Consider the following 20,366-nt stretch of genomic DNA (forward strand, 5'->3'; position numbering starts at 1 on the left):
GAATGGGTTAGGCCGCATATGGCCGACACCTTCGGAGAATCCTGATGCCCCCGTTTTCCTTTTCGCCCCGGCGCCGCCAGGTGCTGGCCGCCGGCAGCGCCCTGGCCGCCAGCAGCCTGCTTCCCACGGCCCATGCCGCCGACGCCTGGCCTTCGCGCCCGGTGCGCTTCATCGTGCCTTTTCCGCCCGGCGGTCCGGTGGACACCACGGCGCGCGCCTTCAGCCAGAAGCTGGGCGACATCTGGCACCAGCCGACGGTGATCGACAACCGCGCCGGTGCCGGCGGCATGGTCGGTGCGGCGGCTGCGGCCAAGGAGCCGGCCGACGGCTACACGCTGTTCGTGGGCTCGATTCACCACTCGGTGAACCCGGCACTGCACGCCAAGCTGAGCTATGACATCGAGCGCGACTTCGTGCCCGTGAGCTTTGCCGCGATGTTTCCGGTGTTTCTCGTGGCCCACCCTTCGGTGCCGGCCAGCAATGTGCGCGAGCTGATCGCGCTGGCCAAGCAGCCCGGCAGCAGCCTGAGCTATGGCTCCTCGGGCAACGGCGGCGGCACCCACCTGGCCGGTGAGCTGTTCAACATGCATGCCGGCATCCGCCTGCAGCACATTCCCTACAAGGGCAGCGCGCCGGCCATGAACGACTTGCTGGGCGGGCAGGTGCAACTGATGTTCGCCGACGCGCCCAGTGCGCTGCAGCACATCAAGTCGGGCCGCATCAAGGTGCTGGGCGTGGCCAGCCGCCAGCGCTCGACCATGCTGCCCGAAGTGCCCACCATCGCGGAGTCGGGCCTGCCCGATTACGAAGCCTATTCCTGGGCGGCCCTGTTCGCGCCGGCCCGCACGCCGGCCGCCGTGCTGGAAAAAATCAACACCGACTTCAACACCGCGCTGCGCGATGCCGGCGTGCGCCAGCGCCTGCTGACGGCCGGTGCCGAAGCCGATCCGGGCACGCCGCAGCAAATGCGCGAGCGCCTGCAAAGCGAATTGCGCAAGTGGGCCCAGGTCGTCAAGACGGCCGGCATCCGGCCCGATTGAGACCCGCCGCCACACCACCCCGTCCAACTACAAGGAGATGACATGCGACGTTTTCTAGAGCGGCACCGCGCCGTTCGCTGCGCCCTGGGCGCGGGCCTGCTGTGCAGTGCCGCCGTACAGGCGCAGCAGATCTCGGATGAGGTGGTGCGCATAGGCGTGCTCAGCGACATGTCGGGCCTGTATGCCGACACGGCCGGTCGCGGCTCGGTGGAGGCCGCGAAGATGGCCGTGGCGGACTTCGGTGGCCAGGTGCTGGGCAAGAAGATCGAAGTGGTCTCGGCCGACCACCAGAACAAGGCCGATGTGGGCGCCACCCATGCGCGCACCTGGTTCGACCGCGACGGCGTGGACCTGATCATCGACATCAACAACACCGCCGTGGCGGTGGCCGTGAACAATCTGGCGCGCGAGCGCAACAAGATGGTGATCAACACGGGCGGGGCCTCGGACATTCTCTCCAACGAGCACTGCGCGCCCACGGCCATCCACTACACCTACGACACCTATGCGATGGCCAATGGCGCGGTGCGCGGCATCCTGGCCCAGGGCAAGAAGGACTGGTTCATCCTGGGAGTGGACTACGCTTTCGGCAAGGCCATGACGGCCAACGTGACCGAGTTCCTCAAGGAAGGCGGCGGCAAGGTGGTGGGCACGACCTTCCATCCGCTCAACGCCAGCGATTTCTCGTCCTTCCTGCTGCAGGCCCAGGCCTCCAAGGCTTCGGTGATCAACCTGGCCAATGCGACCAGCGACACGGTCAACACCATCAAGGCCGCGCGCGAATTCAACATCACGCCCAAGCAGATGCTGGTGCCCAATCTGATGTTCATCAACGACGTCCATGCGCTGGGCCTGCGCCACGGCCAGGGCATGGTGCTGACCACGGGCTTTTACTGGGACCGCACCGACGCCACGCGCGCCTGGTCGCGGCGCTTCTTCGAGAAGATGAAGAAGATGCCGTCGATGATCCACGCCGGCGCCTATTCGGCCGTGACCAACTACCTCAAGGCCGTGCAGGCCACCAAGAGCGACGACGGCGCCACCGTGGCGCGCCAGCTCAAGCAGGTGCCCATCGAGGACTTCTTCTCGCAAAACGGGAAGGTGCGTGAAGACGGCCGCATGGTGCACGACATGTACCTGGTGCAGATCAAGAAGCCCGAGGAGTCCAAGTACCCCTGGGACTACTACAAGGTGCTCAGCACCATTCCCGGGGACCAGGCTTTCCGTCCCCTGTCCAAAAGCTCTTGCAAACTGGTGAAGGCATCATGAAGACACGCGCCGCCGTACTCACACGCACGGGCGCCAGCGCGCCCTATGCCGACAGCCGTCCGCTGGAAATCCGCGAAGTCGACCTCGCACCGCCCGGCCCTGGCGAAGTCCTGGTGAAAGTGGTCGCCGCCGGCATCTGCCACTCCGACCTGTCCATCATCAACGGCGACCGCCCGCGCGACACGCCCATCGTGCTCGGCCATGAGGCCGCGGGCATCATCGCGGGCCTGGGCGAAGGCGTGACCGATCTCGCCATCGGCGACCACGTGGTGCTGCTGTTCGTGCCCGGCTGCGGCAGCTGCATGCCCTGCGCCGAAGGCCGGCCCGTGCTGTGCGAGCCCGCGGCCCAGGCCGGCGTGGCCGGCACCTTGCTGTCGGGCGCCAAACGCCTGTCCCAGGACGGCCAGCCCATCGCGCACTTCATGGGCGTCTCGGCCTTTGCCGAACATGCCGTGCTGTCGCGCCGGGGCGTGCACAAGATAGACAAGTCCGTGCCGCTGGAACTGGCGGCGCTGTTCGGCTGCGCCGTGATGACGGGCGTGGGCGCCGTGGCCAATACCGCCAAGGTCAGCCCCGGCCAGAGCGTGGCCGTGGTGGGACTGGGCGGCGTAGGCCTGTCCTCGGTGATGGGCGCCGCCGCCGCAGGCGCGGCCCGCGTGGTGGCCATCGACCTCAACGCGGACAAGCTGGCCATGGCGCGCGAATTCGGCGCCACCGACACCGTCAACGCCGGCGACGCCGATGCGGTGCAGCAGGTGCGCGATCTCACGGGCGGCGGCGTGGACCACGCTTTCGAGATGGTGGGCTCGGCCAAGGCGCTGGAGATGGCCTACCGCGTCACGCGCCGCGGCGGACAGACCATCACCGCCGGCCTGCCGGCCAATGCCCAGGCCATCAGCCTGCCGGTATGGCATCTGGTGGCCGAGGAACGCACGCTCAAGGGCAGCTACATGGGCAGCTGCATTCCGCGCCGCGACATTGGGCGCTACCTGGCGCTGCACGCCGCCGGCAAGCTGCCGGTGGACAAGCTGGTGACCGGCCATCTGACGCTGGACCAGATCAACGAAGGTTTTGACCGGCTCGCGCGCGGCGAGGCCATACGCCAGATCATTCGCATGGAGGCCTGATGCAATACGAATCCACCACCACCCTGAGCTACGCCCAGCCGCAGCTGTACATCGCCGGCCGCTGGCTGGAGGCCCAAGACCGCCGCACCGAAGACGTGCTCAATCCCGCCACCGGCCAGGTGCTGGCCCAGCTGCCCCATGCCACGCGCGCCGATCTGGACGCCGCGCTGCAGGCCGCGCAGCAGGCCTTTGCCGGCTGGCGCGCGGCCGCGCCGCTGGAGCGTTCGCGCATACTGCGCGCCGCCGCCACGCTGGTGCGCGAGCGCGCCGACACCATCGCCCTGAGCATGACGCTGGAGCAGGGCAAGCCGCTGCGCGAAGCGCGGCTGGAAGTGCTGGCCAGCGCCGACACTTTCGACTGGTATGCCGAGGAAGGCCGGCGCAACTACGGCCGCGTGGTGCCGGGGCGCACGCTGACGCAGCGCATCACCGTCCTGCACGAGCCCGTGGGCGTGTGCGCGGCTTTCACGCCCTGGAACTTCCCGGCCGTCACGCCCGCGCGCAAGATCGCCGGCGCGCTGGCCGCGGGCTGCACGCTGATCCTCAAGCTGGCCGAGGAAACGCCGGCCTCCGGCCTGGCCCTGGTGCGCGCGCTGCACGATGCGGGTCTGCCGCCCGGCGTGCTCAATGCCGTGTTCGGCGTGCCCGGCGAAGTCTCCTCCTATCTGCTGGACAGCCCCGTGGTGGCCAAGTTCTCGTTCACCGGCTCCACCGCCGTCGGCAAGCTGCTGGCCCAGCAGGCGGCCAAGGGACTCAAGCGCGCCACCATGGAACTGGGCGGCCATGCGCCGGCCATCATCTGCGCCGACGCCGATGTGAACCAGGCGGCCGACATGCTGGTCGCGGGCAAGTTCCGCAATGCCGGACAGATCTGCATCGCGCCCACGCGCTTCTACGTGCATGCCCAGGTCTACGACGCTTTTGTGCAGGCCTTTGTCGAGCGCACGCGCAAGCTCCAGCCCGGCAACGGACTCAAGGAGAGCAGCCACCTGGGGCCGCTGGCCAACCCGCGCCGGCAGCAGGCCATGCGCAGCCTGATAGACGATGCCGTGCAGCACGGCGCGCGCGTGGAGTGCGGCGGCCAGGCCTTGGAGGGTCCAGGCTTCTTCTGGCAGCCCACGGTGCTGACCGATGTGCCCGAACATGCGCGCCTGATGAACGAGGAGCCGTTCGGCCCCCTGGCGCTGATCAACCGCGTGGACAGCGTGGAGGAAGCCATAGAGCGCTCCAACCGCCTGCCCTACGGCCTGGCCAGCTACGCCTTCACCCAGCACAGCCCCACGCGCATGCAGCTGACGCGCGGATTGCAGACCGGCATGCTGGGCATCAACAGCCTCAACGTGTCCATGTCCGAAGCGCCTTTTGGCGGCGTCAAGGAAAGCGGCTGGGGCTCGGAGTGCGGCATCGAAGGCCTGCAGGCCTACTGCGACATCAAGCTAATCAGTGAGGACTGAGAAAAAAGGCCCCGGAAGCGGGGCCTTTCCAGTTCAGCCGGCCTGCAGCGCCTGCTCCTGCAGCAGGCGCTTGAGTACCTTGCCGTTGGGGCTGGTGGGCAGCTCGGCGACCACCACGATGTGCGAGGGCAGCTTGTAGGGCGCGAGGCGGCTGCGCAGATGGGCGCGCGCCGCGGACTGGTCCAGCGTGGCGCCGGGACACAGTTCGACAAAGGCGATCACTTCCTCGTTGCCGTCCTTCTCGGGGCGGCCGACCACGGCGCTGCGCTGTATGCCGGGCAGCTCGCCCAGCGCCAGTTCGACTTCGGCCGGATAGACGTTGAAGCCCGAGCGGATGATCATTTCCTTGAGCCGTCCGACCACGAACAGCGCGCCGTCGGCATGCAGCTCGCCCAGATCGCCGCTGGCATACCAGCCACCTGCGCGCATCACGCCGGCCGTGGCCTCGCTGTCGCGGAAGTAGCCGGGCATCAGGCCGAGCCCGCGAATCCACAGCTCGCCGCGCTCGCCTGTCGCCATAGCCTGGCCCGTGGCGGGGTCGGTGACGCGCACTTCAGCGCCGTCGACCACATAGCCCGCGCTGGTGTCGCCGCGCTGCTCGCCCTGGCGCGTCAAGTGCACCGAGCCCGCGTATTCCGACAGGCCGTAGCCGTGGTGCAGCGCCTGGCCGAAGGCCTCTTCCACGCGCTTCTTGAGCGTCAGGTCCAGCGGACCGGCTCCGGTGTAGACATAGCGCAGCGCCGGGGCCGCGGGGCGCGCAATGCCCTGCTCCTGCAGATAGGACAGCAGGCGCGCGTACAGCGCGGGCGGGCCCTGCAGCTGCGACACGCCCTGGTGGGCCAGTGCGTCGAGCAATTCCGCCGGATCGAACTGCGGGCGCATCACCATCTGGGCGCCGGCATGCAGCGAGGCCAGCAGCACCGTGCCCAGGCCGAAGATATGCGTCATCGGCACGAAGGCGTAGCTGCGGTCCTCGGGGCCCAGCGCGCGCGATGCGGCGGAAACGCGCGCGAAATGGGCCAGCGCGCCATGGCCGACCATCACGCCCTTGGGCGTTCCGGTGGTGCCCGAAGTGAAGATCAGCGCCGCGACTTCACCTTGCAGCGGGCCGGTCTCGGCCAGCGCGTCCTGGCGCACGGGGCTGTGCTGCATGCCCGGCAAGGCCGAGTCCTGCGCGGCAAAACGCCGGGCGTGGGCAGCCGCGCTGTCCGAGCCCGAGGCGGTGAAATACACCAGGCGCGCATCGGCCTTGGCAGCGAAGGCGTCGATTTCGCCGGGCGCCATGCGCGCGTTCACGCCGCAGGACCAGGCGCCGACGCGGCTGCAGGCCAGAATCAGCGCCGCATGCTCGGGGCAGTTCTCGGCCACGACCAGCACGCGGTCGCCGGCGCGCACATCCAGGCGGCGCAGCTCGGCTTCGGCGGTGTCGGTGAGCGCGCCGAGGTCGGCAAAACTCAGGCTGCGGCCGTCCGGCAGATGGATGAAGGGACGCTGGGGCGCTTCGCGCAGCCAGCGGTCTAGCAGGTGGTGGATGCGTTCACTCATGCCGCACTCAGTCCACCACGATGCCCTGGGTCACCGTGGCCCACATGGCGCGTTCCTTGGCGCCGCGCTCGGCCAGCTTCTTGGGCGCGCCGGTCCACTCTTCGTAGCCCAGCTCCTTGAAGCGCTTGCGCAGCTCCGGCTGGGCCAGGGCCGCGTTCATGGCCTTGTTCAGCTTCACCACCAGTTCGGGCGACATGCCCTTGGGGCCGTAGACGCCGTACCAGCCGCCCACGTCGAAGCCCTTGAGGCCTTCGATGCCCGATTCGGCAAAGGTGGGCACATCGGGCAGGGAGGCGTTGCGCTGTGGCGAAGTGACGGCGATGGCGCGCACCTTGCCGCTGTGGATGTAGGGGCTGGCGGTGCTGATGATGTCCAGCATCATGTTCAGCTGGCCGCCGATCACATCGGTCATCGCGGGCGCGTTGCCCTTGTAGGGGATGTGGTTCATCTCTATGCCGCTGCGCTTGGCGAACAGCAGCGCGCCCAGGTGGTTGGAGCCACCCACGCCGGCCGAGCCGTAGTTGAGCTTTTGCGGGTTGGCCTTGCCGTTGGCCACCAGTTCCTGCGTGGTCTTGAAGGGCTCCTTGGTGTTGACCACCAGCACGTTGTAGTAGCTCAGGATAGGCGCTACGGGCGTGAGGTCCTTGGCCGGATCGAAGGACATCTTGCTCATCACGTTGGGGCTGATGGTGATGGTCGGGCTGGCGGCAAACCACAGCGTCAGGCCGTCGGTCTTGGCGCGCACGACTTCGCTGCCGGCCAGGGTGGCATTGGCACCGGGCTTGTTTTCCACGATGACCGATGTGCCCAGTTCCTTGGTCAGCGCCACGCTGAACAGGCGCGCGCCCTGGTCCACGGGGCCTCCGGCGGAATAGCCCACCATCAGGCGAATGGGTTGGCCCTCCTGTGCGGCAGCGGGAAAGGCCGCGAGCGTGGCCAGGGTGATCGGGGCCAGGATCAGGGTGGCGGCCAGTCGGCGTAGGGAATGGGGCATGTTGTCTCCTGCAATGGTGTTTTTAGGCGCGGCACAGCACAGGACGGGTAGGCCTGTGGGCCGCTGAGCAAGGGACACATGGTGCGGCGCGCGCTGCGCCGTGGGAATCTGCTTTTGGCAAAGCCGGTGTTCACCAGCCCTTAGCGAGGGTTTGCCCTGAGCGGTGGCGGCAAGCGCGCAGCCAGGCCCGCGCCAACCGGCGCGGACTGAGCGCATCCGCTCAGGCAGAGATCAGCGCAGCAAAGCGCTCAGCGGGTCAGTAGCGTTCAAACACTGCCGCAATGCCCTGGCCGCCGCCGATGCACATGGTTTCCAGGCCGTAGCGGCCCTTGCGGCGCTCGAGCTCATGCAGCAGCGTGGCCAGAATGCGCACGCCGGTCGCGCCAATGGGGTGGCCCAGCGAGATGCCCGAGCCGTTGACATTGAGCTTGTGCTCGATCGCATCCCTGTCGTTCCAGTCCCAGCCCTTGAGCACGGACAGCACCTGGCAGGCAAAGGCCTCGTTGAGTTCCACCAGATCCATCTGGTCGAGCTTGAGGTTCAGGCGCGACAGCAGCTTCTTGACGGCCGGCACCGGGCCGATGCCCATATGCGAAGGCTCGCAGCCCGCGGCGGCCCAGCCCACCAGGGTGGCCATGGGCGTGAGGCCCAGTTCTTCCAGCTTGTCCTCGGCCACGATCAGGCAGGCCGCGCTGGCGTCGTTTTGCTGACTGGCGTTGCCGGCCGTGACCGTGCCGCCCGCGATCAGCGTGCGCAGCTTGCCCAGGCTTTCGGTAGAGATATCGGTGCGAAAGCCTTCATCGCGCGCAAAGCGCAGCGGGTCGCCCTTGCGCTGGGGCACGTTCACCGCAATCGTCTCGTCATCGAAGCGGCCTGCGGCCCAGGCCGCGGCGGCACGCTGGTGGCTGCGCAGCGCGAAGGCATCGGCCTGATCGCGCGTGATGCCGTAGTCGCGCGCCAGGTTCTCGGCGGTTTCGATCATTCCCGAGATCTTGCCGAAGCGCTCCACGGGCTGGGAGCGCTCACGGCCCCGGTCCAGGCGGTCAAAAAAGCGCACATTGCCCGAGCGCGCGCCCCAGCGCATGTCGGTGGAGTAGTACTCGATGTTGCTCATGCTCTCGACGCCACCGGCGATCACCACGTCGGCCGCGCCGCTTTGCACCATCATCGCGGCCGTCACCACGGCCTGCAGGCCGCCGCCGCAGCGCCGGTCCAGCTGCATGCCCGGCACTTCGACGGGCAGGCCGGCCTGCAGCGCCGCCCAGCGACCCACGCAAGGCGTCTCGCTGCTGGCGTAGGACTGGGCAAACACCACATCGTCGATGCGTGCGGGGTCGATGCCGCTTTTCTCGACCACGGCACGCACGGTGGTGGCGGCCAGTTCCTCGACAGAGACGGGCCGCAGGCTGCCGCCGAAAGTGCCGACAGGGGTTCTAAGGGGGGTGACGATGGCGGCTCTGCGCATGGTTGGCTCCTGCAATGGAAGGTTCGAAGAATTCAGTGAAAACTGGCACCGCACTGGCGCAGCAGGGCATGGCCCTGGCGCTCCAGTTCGGCGCGGTGTTCGGGGGCGGCAATGTCGATCAGACGGCGCACGCGGCGCGACAAGGGCTGGCCGCGCAGATCGGCAACGCCGTATTCGGTGACGATCAGGCCGGCATCGCTGCGCGGCGTGCTCACGGGGCCGGACAGCTGGGCGACGATGCGCGTGGCTCCCTTGGCCGTGGCGGGCAAGGCGACGATGGGCAGGCCGCCGCGGCTGCGCGCCGCGCCCCGCAGGAAGTCCAGCGCACCACCGACCGCGCCCACATAGACGCCGCCGACCACTTCGGCATTGATCTGTCCCGTGAGGTCGACTTCGATGGCGGAGTTGATCGCGGCCAGCTTGTGGCTGCACGCCAGCACCTGCGCATCGTGGGTGTAGGCGGTCTCGCGCAGCGCAAAGCCGGGGTTGCCATGGGCCCATTTCCGCAGGCGCTCGCTGCCCATCAGAATGCCGCCAATGCCCACGCCGGCATCCAGGCTCTTGCGCGCATTGGTCAGCACGCCGGCCTCGGCCAGCGCGGCAATGCCATCGCCGACGGCGCCGCTGTGCAGTCCCAGATCGCGGTGGCCGTGCAGGGCCGACAGCACGGCTTCGGGCAAATTGCCTATGCCCACCTGCAGGGTTGCGCCGTCCTCGACCAGGGCCGCGATATGGCCGGCAATGGCCAGCTCCACGGGGCCGGGCGCGCTGCGCTCCAGGCTCAGCGGCGGATGCTGGGCATCGACCAGCAAGGCAAAATCATCGGCGCTCAGGTAGACGCTGCCATGCGTCCAGGGAATCTCGGGGTTCACTTCGGCGATCACCACGCGCGCCTTGCGCAGCGCGGCCGGCAGGTATTCGTGCACCAGGCCCAGGCTGTAGCGGCCTTGCGCATCGGGCGGCGAAACCTGCAGCAGCACTACGTCGGCCGGCAGCAGGCCTTCTTCAATCAGGCCGGGCAAATGCGAGTAATGGCAGGGCACGATGTCCAGCACGCCCGCCTGGGCCAGCTTGCGGTGCGGGCCGCCGGCGGAATAGCCGAAGAAGTCGATCACATCGGCCTGTTCGGGGCGCAGCGTGTCCGACACGCCAATGCCCACGAACACGCGCAGCCGCCCGCCCTGGGCCAGGGCATGGCGGTTGTCGACCAGGGCGCGCGTGAGCGTCAGCGGCTCGGCCGTGGCCTGACCCCACCAGAGGGTGTCGCCAGGCCGCAGCAGGGCCTGCAGGCCTTGGACCAGGCTGTCCGTGCTCACGCCTTGCGATCCCAGTCGAAGCGCAGCGGCTCCTTGTCGCCAAAGCGGCGCACCGCGTCCTGGTGGTAGTCCGAGCCCCGGCACATGGTCTGGGCATAGGCTTCCATTTCGGCCATGGCGCGCGCGTCCAGCTCGAACGCCTGGTTCATGATGGTCTTGGCCATGCCGATGGCGGCCGTCGAGGCTTCGCCAAAACGCCGTGCCAGGGCCTGCGCCGCTTCCTGCAGGGCGGCACCGTCTTCGACGATCTCGTAGACCATGCCCAGCTGCTTGGCTTCCTCGGCCCCCACCGTGCGCGCGGTGAACACCAGTTCCTTGGCTTTTTGCTGGCCCACGATGCGCGGCAGCAGTTGCATGGCGCCCAGATCGGGAATCAGGCCGATGCGGCCGAACACGGCGCAAAATTTCGCGCGGCGCGTGGCCAGCACGAAGTCGGCCGCCAGCGCCAGGCTCAGGCCCGCGCCGAAGGCCGGGCCGTCCACGGCGGCGATCACGGGTTTTTCCATGTTAACCAGCTCGGGGAACCACTGGTGCAGGCTGCGAATGCGCTCGCGCCAGGGCAGGCCCGCCTGGGACGATTCCTGCATCTGCGCGATGTCGCCGCCCGAGCAGAAAGCGCCGCCCGCGCCCGTGAGGATGACGGTGTGGACCTGGGCGTCGTCACGCATCTGCGCGATGGCCGCGGCCAGGGCCGGGCGCATGGCCTGGTTCAGCGCATTGCGTGCCTCGGGGCGGTTCAAGGTGATGGTACCGATGCCATCCTGCACGGAGGTCAACACGGGGGATGCGCTCATGGCGGACTCCATTGAAATATTGAGGACCCCATGCAAGAACAGCGCTTCATGGTGAAGCGCTGCCCGTGCAGGGAGGATTTACGCGAGCTCGGCAAAACCGTGGCTCAGCACGACCTTGTCGCGCTCCAGCACGCGGGCGCGCAATTGCAGCTGCAAAGGCTGGCCCGGCGTGCGCCAGATCTCGGTGACCAGCGTCTCGCCCGGGTAGACCGGTGCGGCAAAGCGGATGTCCAGCGCCTTGAGGCGCGCGGGATTGTGGTCGCAGCATTGGCGCAGCACCGCATGCGCTACCAGGCCGTAGCTGGCCAGGCCGTGCAGGATGGGGCGCTCGAAGCCCGCCTTGCGTGCCACGGCCGGATCGGCGTGCAGCGGGTTGTAGTCGCCCATCAGGCGGTACAGCAGAGCGGCCTCGGGGCGTATGACCTGGGTGTCGGTCAAATCCGGCGCGCGCTCCGCGGGCGTGGGCTGCAGCGCGGGCAGCGGAGCATCGCTGGGCTGGCCGCCGCCTTGCTGGCTGTAGCCGCCGTCACCGCGCAGAAAAGTCACCTGCTGCACCGTGGCCAGCAGTTCACCGCCCGTGGTTTCCAGCCGGCGCTCGGTCACCATGATGGCGCCCTTGCCCTCGCCCTTGTCGGTCAGGTGGGTGATGCGGTTGTAGCCCACCACTTCGGCCGCGGCCGGCAGGGGGCGGTGCAGTCGCATGCGCTGCTCGCCGTGCAGCAGCTTGACCCAGTCGATGCCGGTGTCGGGTTCACGCGCCCAGAAGCCAGGAAAGCCCAGCACCACGGCCTGCGAAGGCAAGGCCTGCAGACCGCCCGGCGCGCCTTCGTAGACGAAAGACTGGGCCTTGTCGTCCAGCGGGTCGTTGCCCAGCCCGAGGCTGAGCGCGTAAAGCATGGTGTCGCGCTCGCTGTACTGCTGGCGCACGGGCGCGAAGACGCGCTGCTTGAGGTGCTCGTAGGAGATGGCCATGGGCGCCGCGCTTTAGATGGGATCCCAGCTGAACACGTCGCCCGAGCGCTCCATGGGCACGAACGAACGCTGCAGCGCAGGCATGCCGTGCTCGGCGATGCCCTGGGCCGTCCAGCCTTCGCTGCGGTGCACCGAGCGCACGGGGCGCGGCTGGCTCATCAGGAAGATCTCGTTGTTGCGCACGGCGAAGACCTGGGCGTTGACTTCCTTGGCCTGGTCGGACAGCAGGTACACGGCCAGCGGTGCGATCTTGTTGGGCGTCATCTGCTGGATCTTGGCCACGCGCGCCTGCTGCTCGGGCGTGTCGGTGGGGATGGAGCCGATCATGCGGCTCCAGGCAAACGGCGCGATGCAATTGGAGCGCACGTTGAACTTCTGCATGTCCAGGGCGATGGACTTGGACAGGGCCACCAGCGCCAGCTTGGCGGCGCTGTAATTGGCCTGGCCCAGGTTGCCGATCAGACCCGAAGTGGACGTCATGTGCACCATGGCACCGCTTTCCTGCTCCTTGAAGTGGTTGGCGGCGGCGCGGCTCATGTAGTAGCTGCCGTACAGGTGGACCTTGATCACGGCGTCCCACTCGTCCAGGCTCATCTTGTGGAAGAAGCGGTCACGCAGGATGCCGGCGTTGTTCACCACGCCGTCGATGCGGCCGAAAGTGTCCACGGCGCAGGCAATGATGCGCGCGGCGCTGGCGGCTTCGGACACGCTGTCCGTGTTGGCCACGGCCTGGCCGCCCAGGGCCTTGATCTCTTCAACCACTTTTTGCGCGGGGCCGACATCCGTGCCTTCGCCCGTCGTCGAGGTACCGATGTCGTTGACCACGACCTTGGCGCCTTCGCTGGCCATGGACAGCGCCATGTCGCGGCCAATGCCGCCGCCTGCGCCGGTGACTACAACTACTTTGCCTTCTAGCATCTTGCTCATGTCAGTCCTTGCGGTTGTGCCCGGGTGATTCCGGGTCATTGCTGGCAAGCATGCCGCCAGCGGCCGGGATCGCCAATTCGGGATTCGCAAGGATGGTGTTTGGGAACGTGGAAGTTCCCCCGCCTGTCCCCTGGGGGCGCAGGCGCAGCGGCCCGAATTCACAGGGTTAACCCTGGCAGCCTGGCCAGGCCTTCACCGAAGCCAAAGGATACGTTTCGATTTCTCAGATTGCGTGCGCCGGCATTGCCAGCGAGCATCCAGCCATGCCATCTGAAAACCTCCCCCTCTCGCCCGAGCAGATCGCTCACCTGCAGTCCTGGACGGGCAGGATCGAAACCCTCAGCGACCAGATCTGGGGCCATGCCGTGGGCGCGTTCAGCGCCACGCTCGATCGCGACGATCCCCAGCCGCAGCCCGGAGACGCGCTGCCGCCGCTGTGGCACTGGATGAACTTCGTGGCCGTGGCGCCGCAAAGCCAGCTGGGCGCCGACGGCCACCCGGCGCGCGGCGGCTTTCTACCGCCCGTGCCGCTGCCGCGCCGCATGTGGGCCGGCAGCCGCGTGCAGTGGAACCAGGACAACCCGCTGCGCGTGGGCGAAGCCGTACAGCGCGTCTCGCGCATCCTGTCCGTCGACCACAAGAAGGGCCGCTCGGGTGAGCTGCTGTTCGTGCAGCTGCGCCATGAATCGGGCAATGCCCGCGGCGTCTCGGTGACCGAAGAGCAGGACATCGTCTACCGCGCCGCGGCGCAGCCCGGCGAGCCCGCGCCCGCTCCCACGGCGGCCGAGCAAAGCGCCGCCTGGGTGCGCCGGATCACGCCCGATCCAGTGCTGCTGTTTCGCTACTCGGCGCTGACGTTCAACGGCCACCGCATCCATTACGACCGCAGCTACGCCACGCAGGAAGAAGGCTATCCCGGCCTGGTCGTGCACGGCCCGCTGATCGCCACGCTGCTCATCGACCTGCTGCGCCGCAACGCCCCCGGCGCGGTGGTGACGGATTTCGCCTTCAAGGCCGTGCGCCCCACCTACGACCTCCACCCGTTCACCGTGCTCGGTCAGCCCTCGCCCGACGGCAAGACCATCACGCTGTGGGCCCACGACCACGAAGGCTGGCTGACCATGCAGGCCACGGCCAAGATTCTCTGACGCCAGCCGCTCTCCGCGCTTCACCCCCCATACCCGCCGATTGCTTCAAGACCCATCATGATCGAACAAACCAGCTCCAACAATTTCCACGACATCCGCGACGCCGTGCGCGCGCTGTGCGCCGAGTTTCCCGATGAGTATTTCCGCAAGATCGACGAGCAACGCGGCTACCCCGAAGCCTTCGTCAACGCGCTGACCCAGGCCGGCTGGATGGCCGCGCTGATTCCGCAGGAATACGGCGGCTCGGGCCTGGGCCTGACCGAAGCCAGCGTGGTGATGGAAGAAATCAACCGTGCGGGCGGCAACTCCGGCGCCTGCCACGGCCAGATGTACAACATGAACACGCTGCTGCGCCACGGCTCCAAGGCGCAAAAGGAAAAGTACCTGCCGCGCATCGCCAGCGGCGAGTGGCGCCTGCAGTCCATGGGCGTGACCGAGCCCACCACCGGCACCGACACCACCAAGATCAAGACCAGCGCCGTCAAGAAAGACGGCCGCTACGTGATCAACGGCCAGAAAGTCTGGATCAGCCGCGTGCAGCACAGCGACTTCATGATCCTGCTGGCGCGCACCACGCCGCTGGCCGAAGTGACCAAGAAGAGCGAAGGCATGTCCATCTTCATGGTGGACCTGCGCGAGGCCGAGAAAAAGGGCATGACCGTGCGCCCCATTCTCAACATGGTCAACCACGAGACCAATGAGCTGTTCTTCGAGAACCTGGAAATCCCCGAGGAAAACCTGATCGGCGAAGAAGGCAAGGGCTTCAAGTACATCCTCGACGGCCTGAACGCCGAGCGCACGCTGATCGCCGCCGAGTGCATCGGCGACGGCTACTGGTTCATCGACCGCGTGACCCAGTACGTCAAGGACCGCCAGGTCTTCGGTCGCCCCATCGGCCAGAACCAGGGCGTGCAGTTCCCCATCGCCGACGCCTTCATCGAAGTCGAAGCCGCCAACCTGATGCGCTGGAAAGCCTGCGAGATGTTCGACGCCCACCAGGCCTGCGGCGCCCAGGCCAACATGGCCAAGTACCTGGCGGCCAAGGCCAGCTGGGAAGCGGCCAACGCCTGCCTGCAGTTCCACGGCGGCTTCGGCTTTGCCTGCGAATACGACATCGAGCGCAAGTTCCGTGAAACGCGCCTGTACCAGGTCGCGCCCATCTCCACCAACTTGATCTATTCGTTCGTGGCCGAGCACGTGCTGGGCCTGCCGCGCTCGTTCTGAGCCGCAACCCGCCCACCCCACTGGAAACTCCCATGACCCGACCCTTGGATGGCATCACCGTCGTCTCGCTGGAACATGCGGTGGCCGCGCCGTTCTGCACCCGCCAGCTGGCCGATCTGGGAGCGCGCGTCATCAAGATCGAGCGCCCCGGCAGCGGGGACTTCGCGCGCGGCTACGACCAGCGCGTCAACGGCCAGTCCTCGCATTTCACCTGGCTCAACCGCAACAAGGAAAGCCTGGCACTGGACGTCAAGCAGCCGCAGGCCCTGTCCGCGCTGCTGCAGCTGCTGGAAACCGCCGATGTGCTGGTGCAAAACCTCGCGCCCGGCGCAGCGGCGCGCATGGGCCTGTCCTACGAAACGCTCAAGGCCCACAACCCCAAGCTCATCGTCTGCGACATCAGCGGCTACGGCGCCGACGGCCCTTACCGTGACAAGAAGGCCTACGACCTGCTGATCCAGAGTGAAGCGGGCTTCCTGTCCGTCACCGGTACGCCCGAAACGCCCAGCAAATCCGGCATCTCGGTGGCCGACATCGCGGCCGGAATGTACGCCTACACCAACATCCTGTCGGCGCTGCTGCTGCGCGGCAAGACCGGCCAGGGCAGCCACATCGACGTGTCCATGCTCGAAGCCATGGCCGAGTGGATGAACTACCCGCTGTACTACGCCTACGAAGGCGCTGCGCCGCCGCCGCGCACCGGCGCCTCGCACGCCAGCATCTACCCCTACGGCCCGTTTGCGGCCGGCGATGGCAACACCGTGATGCTGGGCCTGCAGAACGAGCGTGAATGGACGGCGTTCTGCGCTCTGGTGCTGCGCGCGCCCGAACTCGCCGTCGATCCGCGCTTTGACCGCAATGCGCTGCGCAACGAAAACCGCGAGGCCTTGAAAGCGGAAATCCTGCGCATCTTCAGTCACCTGACTGCCGCGCAGGTGGTGCAGCGCCTGGACGAAGCCGGCATTGCCAACGCCCAGGTCAACGACATGGCCCAGCTGTGGGCCCACCCGCAACTGCAGGCCCGCAATCGCTGGCACACCGTGGCCACGCCCGTGGGCGACGTTCCCGCGCTGCTGCCGCCCGGCGTGAACAGCGCTTTCGACTACCGCATGGACGCCGTGCCCGCCGTGGGCCAGCACAACCGCGCCATCCTGACCGCACTGGGCTGGACGCCCGCGCAAATCCAGTCCCTGCAACCCCAAAACAGTGAGCAGGCAGCGTAATTCCTGCCCCCACCAGAGGCCTCCCATGAAACAAGAAAACTCCATCAGCATCCATCCCCTGGCCCTGTTCGCCGCCGAGCTGCGCTGGGAGGACGTTCCCCCCGCCGTGCAGCGCCGCGCCGAAGACCTGTGGGTGGACTGGTTCGGCTCGGTGCTGGCCGGCCAGAGCGCGCGCCCCGTGCAAAGCCTCACGCGCTTTGCGCTCTCGCAAGGCCCGTCCGCAGGCCCCTGCGAAGTCGTAGGCCACAGCGCCACCACCTCGCCCATGATGGCAGCGCTGGCCAATGCCGCCGCCTCCCATGTCGCCGAGCAGGACGACGTGCACAACGGCTCGGTGTTCCACCCCGCCGCCGTGGTGTTCGCCCCCGCCGTGGCCGTGGCGCAAACCATTGGCGCCACTGGCGCGCAACTCATGGCCGCCTGCGTGGCCGGCTATGAAGTCGGCATTCGCGTCGGCGAATTCCTGGGACGCAGCCACTACCGCATCTTCCACACCACGGCCACGGCCGGCACCCTGGCCGCCGCCGCCGCCGTGGGCCGCCTGCTGGAACTCACGCCCGCGCAAATGCAGCATGCCTTCGGCTCGGCCGGCACGCAGTCGGCCGGCCTGTGGGAATTCCTGCGCACCGCGGCCGACAGCAAGCAGCTGCACACGGCCCACGCTTCGGCGGCCGGCCTGATGGCCGCCTACCTGGCCAAGGACGGCTTCACCGGCGCGCAGGACATCTTCACCGGAGCGCAGGGACTGGCCGCCGGCATGTCGACGGACGCCGATCCTTCCCGCCTCACCGACGGCCTGGGCACCCGCTGGGCCACGGCCGAGACCAGCTTCAAATGGCATGCCTCCTGCCGCCACACCCATCCCGCGGCCGACGCGCTGCTGCAAGTCATGCAGCAGAACCAGCTGCAGCCCAAGGATCTGGCGCAGGTCACCTGCCATGTGCACCAGGGCGCGATCGACGTGCTGGGCGCCGTGGTCGCTCCCGCGACCGTGCACCAGTCCAAGTTCTCCATGGGCACGGTGCTGGGCCTGGCCGCGCGCTTCGGCCACGCGGGCTTGACCGAGTTCGACGAAAACTTCCTGGCCCCCGAAACCGTCGCCCTGCGCGAAAAAGTCAGCATGGTGCTGGACACCGAAGTCGACACCGCCTACCCACAGCGCTGGATAGGCAAGGTCACCGTGCAGACGCTGGACGGCCGCACGCTGCAAGGCCGTGTCGACGACCCCAAGGGCGACCCCGGCAACACGCTGACCCGCGAAGAGATCACCGGCAAGGCCCTGCGCCTGGCGGCCTACGGCGGCGCCGTATCCTCCGCGCAAGCCGAGCAGTCCGTGCAGCACCTGTGGCAGGTCGCACAGTGGCCCAAGGTAGAAAAACTGCTGAAGTGATGCACGCCATGCACGATCTCGCCCGCCAGGCCACGTCCTTTCTGTTCGTGCCCGCCACCCGCCCCGAGCGCCTGGCCAAGGCGCTGGACAGCGGCTGCGACATGGTCATCGCCGACTGGGAAGACGCCGTGGCGCCGGCCGACAAGGCCGCTGCCCGCGACGCCTTGGCCCAGGCCGTGGCCGCCCTGCCCGCCCCGGCGCGCGCGCGCATTCTGGTGCGCATCAACGCCGAAGGCACGCCCTGGCACGGGGACGATCTGACCGCGCTGGCCGCCCTGGTGTCCCAGGGCGTGGCCGGCGCCGTGGTCTCCAAGGCCGAGCGCGCCCAGACCCTGCATGCCGTGGCCCAGGCCGCGGGCGCGCAGGCGGCGTTGCTTCCCTTGGTGGAAAGCGTGGCCGGACTCGATGCCGCCAATGCCCTGGCAAACGCACCGCAAGTGGTGCGCCTGGCCTTCGGCCATCTGGATTTTCAGGTCGATGCCGGCATGGCCTGTGACAGCGAAGGCACGGAAGACGAGCTGCTGCCGATTCGCATGGCCCTGGTGCTGGCTTCGCGCCGCGCGGGCTTGAGCGCGCCAGTGGACGGCGTGACCGTGGACACGCGCAATCCCGAACGCATGGCCCGCGACGCGGCCCGCGCCCGGCGCATGGGTTTTGGCGGCAAGCTGTGCATACATCCCGCGCAGGTGGCGGTGCTGCACGCGGCCTTCGATCCCGACGCCGCGGCCGTGGCCCAGGCCCACCGCGTGCAACAGGCCTTGGAGGAAGCCGGCGGCGGCGTCTGCGTGCTCGACGGCCGCATGGTCGATGCGCCCGTGCTGCAGCAGGCCTTGCAGACGCTCGCCCGCCATGCCTGGGCGCAGGGGCGGGTTGCCGGTGGGTGATCCGCCACAGGGCGATGCCATCGCCCTGTATTGAGCGCCAATGACTGAGGGAAAACGCAGCATTGCTCGAAGCACCGCCCTTGGACTCATGCACTGACTGTCCAAGTGGACGCAGGAGTTTTAGCTTTGAAAGCCTGTAACGCCAACTGGCCTTGTTGCACAAACCTGCGTCTGGCTGAGATGACTCCAGCCCTGTGCCCTCAGGCCCTGCAAATGGCATCGACCATATGGTGGACGATGAGCTGCGAGCAGGATCGGCTCAGGCTTCCAGACGGGCTGCGAGTTGCCGCGCGGTTTTTGCACTGGCGCCCTTGCCAGTGATGGCCAGCGCCGGAGGGTTGGCCAACATCCGCTCGAAGACCATCCGAACCTCTTCCGACCCAATGTCATCGATCATCGCCAAAGTTTCAGCCATCGGCGTCAGAGTGTCGCTGGCGAAGAGTTCTTCCACCGCCTGCTCCATCATGGCGTAGGGTCGCTCTCCAGCACGAACCCGGGATACGGTCAGCTGGTTCTTGGCCCGTTCCAGGTGCACCGGGTCAATGCAGGCCGCCTGTGCACGCAGCAAACGGCCGGTGGCGGCCAGCAGTGCGTCGAGCTTGTCCGGGGTCGTGACCGCGTGCACGATGAAGTTGGCCCAGACGTCCCCACTTTCCATCGTCGCATAGGTCGTATAGGCCAAGCCAAGCTGCTCGCGCACGGTGTCGACCAGGGGCGAGGACATCCCTTCCCCGAACAGATGGGCTGCCAGCGAAGCCGCAAGGCGCCAGCGCCGCTGAGGCAGCTCCTCCTGCTCCACGGGCCCCAGGGGGTAAGCGATGTTCACGAACACCTGAGAGACCTGCGTAAAACGCCGGGCCAGAGCATGACCGACGTACTTCGCGGGCTGTTGCACCACGGGCAGATCGGTCGACGCACGCATGTCTGCAAACAGTTCTGCGGCAAGCGTCATCCAGGCATCGACATCGAAGTTGCCCGCCCCGACCACGATCGTCTTTTCCGCGACATAGTGGCATTGCACGTGGCGGACCAGGTCCTGCCGGGTGAATCCCTCGATATTGGCGACGGTGCCAATCACCGGCATGCCCATGGCGTCGTCACCCCAGATGGCGCGGTCGAGAAGGTCGTTGGCGCTGTCCTCCGGATCCTCTTCGTACTCGATGGCCTCCTGGCGGATCACCTCCAGTTCCCGCTGCAATTCATGCGCGGGAAACGTGCTGTTCAGGACGATATCGGCCGTCATGCGCAGCAACTGCTGCGTGTGCCGACCGAGGCCGGTCATGAAGTAGCCGGTAGTGTCCTTCCCGGTGAAAGCGTTGACCTCCGCTCCCAATCGCTCCGCATCCAGGTTGATCGCCTGCACGGTGCGGGTGTCGGTGCCTTTGAACGCCATGTGTTCGAGAACATGGCTGATGCCATTCGTGGCCGGCGTCTCGTCCCGGGAGCCTACGCGCAGGAAGATGCCCACGCTGGCGCTTTGCACGTGGGGCATGGGGATGGCCAGCAGACGCACACCATTCGGGAGCGTGTGCTGGATCATGGTTGGGCGCTCAACTTCGAATGCCGTCGACGGCTGTTTTTGACTCATATGGCA

17 protein-coding genes are annotated in these 20,366 nt (G+C 67.6%); 9 read left to right on the forward strand and 8 right to left on the reverse strand.

The features are described 5' to 3' along the window. Positions 1-44: 44 nt before the first annotated feature. Genes N0K08_RS05305 through N0K08_RS05320 form a run of 4 tightly spaced genes read left to right on the forward strand, consistent with a single transcriptional unit; the run spans position 45 to position 4,890 of the window. Positions 45-1,040, forward strand: a complete 996-nt coding sequence (locus N0K08_RS05305; RefSeq protein ID WP_261499020.1) for a tripartite tricarboxylate transporter substrate binding protein — start codon at positions 45-47, stop codon at positions 1,038-1,040. Between the two features lie 42 nt (positions 1,041-1,082). Continuing rightward, complete coding sequence (locus N0K08_RS05310; RefSeq protein ID WP_261499021.1) at positions 1,083-2,309, forward strand: ABC transporter substrate-binding protein; 1,227 nt, start codon at positions 1,083-1,085, stop codon at positions 2,307-2,309. Next, positions 2,306-3,436, forward strand: coding sequence for a zinc-dependent alcohol dehydrogenase family protein (locus N0K08_RS05315; RefSeq protein WP_261499022.1), 1,131 nt, complete (start codon positions 2,306-2,308; stop codon positions 3,434-3,436). The genes N0K08_RS05310 and N0K08_RS05315 overlap by 4 nt, the downstream gene beginning before the upstream one ends. Next, a complete protein-coding gene (locus N0K08_RS05320) occupies positions 3,436-4,890 on the forward strand; it encodes an NAD-dependent succinate-semialdehyde dehydrogenase (protein ID WP_261499023.1) in 1,455 nt (484 codons plus the stop codon). Before N0K08_RS05315 ends, N0K08_RS05320 begins: the two co-directional genes overlap by 1 nt. Before the next feature lie 33 nt (positions 4,891-4,923). On the opposite strand, the gene N0K08_RS05325 is transcribed toward N0K08_RS05320, so the two are convergent. The 7 genes from N0K08_RS05325 to N0K08_RS05355 all read right to left on the reverse strand — a co-directional run bounded on the left by N0K08_RS05325 (position 4,924) and on the right by N0K08_RS05355 (position 12,894). After that, positions 4,924-6,435, reverse strand: a complete 1,512-nt coding sequence (locus tag N0K08_RS05325) for a class I adenylate-forming enzyme family protein (RefSeq protein ID WP_261499024.1) — start codon at positions 6,433-6,435, stop codon at positions 4,924-4,926. Between the two features lie 7 nt (positions 6,436-6,442). Continuing rightward, positions 6,443-7,429, reverse strand: a complete 987-nt coding sequence (locus N0K08_RS05330; protein WP_261499025.1) for a Bug family tripartite tricarboxylate transporter substrate binding protein — start codon at positions 7,427-7,429, stop codon at positions 6,443-6,445. Positions 7,430-7,685: 256 nt separating this feature from the next. Further along, entirely contained in the window at positions 7,686-8,894 is a 1,209-nt protein-coding gene (locus N0K08_RS05335; RefSeq protein ID WP_261499026.1) for an acetyl-CoA C-acetyltransferase, read from the reverse strand. 32 nt (positions 8,895-8,926) lie between these two features. Further along, complete coding sequence (locus N0K08_RS05340) at positions 8,927-10,210, reverse strand: acetyl-CoA hydrolase/transferase family protein (protein ID WP_261499027.1); 1,284 nt, start codon at positions 10,208-10,210, stop codon at positions 8,927-8,929. Beyond that, on the reverse strand, positions 10,207-11,004 hold the full coding sequence (locus N0K08_RS05345) for an enoyl-CoA hydratase/isomerase family protein (protein ID WP_261499028.1): 798 nt from the start codon (positions 11,002-11,004) through the stop codon (positions 10,207-10,209). The genes N0K08_RS05340 and N0K08_RS05345 overlap by 4 nt, the downstream gene beginning before the upstream one ends. 78 nt (positions 11,005-11,082) lie before the next feature. Further along, positions 11,083-11,976 (reverse strand): MaoC family dehydratase, encoded by an 894-nt coding sequence (locus tag N0K08_RS05350; RefSeq protein ID WP_261499029.1) that lies wholly within the window; start codon positions 11,974-11,976, stop codon positions 11,083-11,085. Positions 11,977-11,988: 12 nt separating this feature from the next. After that, a complete protein-coding gene (locus tag N0K08_RS05355; protein WP_261499658.1) occupies positions 11,989-12,894 on the reverse strand; it encodes an SDR family NAD(P)-dependent oxidoreductase in 906 nt (301 codons plus the stop codon). A 272-nt stretch (positions 12,895-13,166) separates the two neighbouring features. Here N0K08_RS05355 and N0K08_RS05360 point away from each other — a divergent pair, with 272 nt between their 5' ends. From N0K08_RS05360 to N0K08_RS05380, 5 genes are read left to right on the forward strand one after another with little or no spacing between them, the layout of a single operon-like run. After that, positions 13,167-14,051, forward strand: a complete 885-nt coding sequence (locus N0K08_RS05360) for an FAS1-like dehydratase domain-containing protein (protein WP_261499030.1) — start codon at positions 13,167-13,169, stop codon at positions 14,049-14,051. Positions 14,052-14,108: 57 nt separating this feature from the next. Beyond that, on the forward strand, positions 14,109-15,275 hold the full coding sequence (locus N0K08_RS05365; RefSeq protein ID WP_261499031.1) for an acyl-CoA dehydrogenase family protein: 1,167 nt from the start codon (positions 14,109-14,111) through the stop codon (positions 15,273-15,275). Between the two features lie 32 nt (positions 15,276-15,307). Beyond that, a complete protein-coding gene (locus N0K08_RS05370) occupies positions 15,308-16,498 on the forward strand; it encodes a CaiB/BaiF CoA transferase family protein (protein WP_261499032.1) in 1,191 nt (396 codons plus the stop codon). Positions 16,499-16,523: 25 nt separating this feature from the next. Beyond that, positions 16,524-17,888, forward strand: coding sequence for an MmgE/PrpD family protein (locus tag N0K08_RS05375; protein ID WP_261499033.1), 1,365 nt, complete (start codon positions 16,524-16,526; stop codon positions 17,886-17,888). A gap of 8 nt (positions 17,889-17,896) precedes the next feature. Continuing rightward, positions 17,897-18,772, forward strand: a complete 876-nt coding sequence (locus tag N0K08_RS05380) for an HpcH/HpaI aldolase/citrate lyase family protein (RefSeq protein WP_261499034.1) — start codon at positions 17,897-17,899, stop codon at positions 18,770-18,772. 259 nt (positions 18,773-19,031) lie between these two features. Here the strand turns inward: N0K08_RS05380 and N0K08_RS05385 are convergent, their stop codons facing one another. Further along, a complete protein-coding gene (locus tag N0K08_RS05385; protein WP_261499035.1) occupies positions 19,032-20,312 on the reverse strand; it encodes a M16 family metallopeptidase in 1,281 nt (426 codons plus the stop codon). Positions 20,313-20,366: the final 54 nt, after the last annotated feature.

Source organism: Acidovorax bellezanensis, assembly GCF_025421555.1.
Taxonomy (GTDB): Bacteria; Pseudomonadota; Gammaproteobacteria; order Burkholderiales; family Burkholderiaceae_C; genus Comamonas; species Comamonas bellezanensis.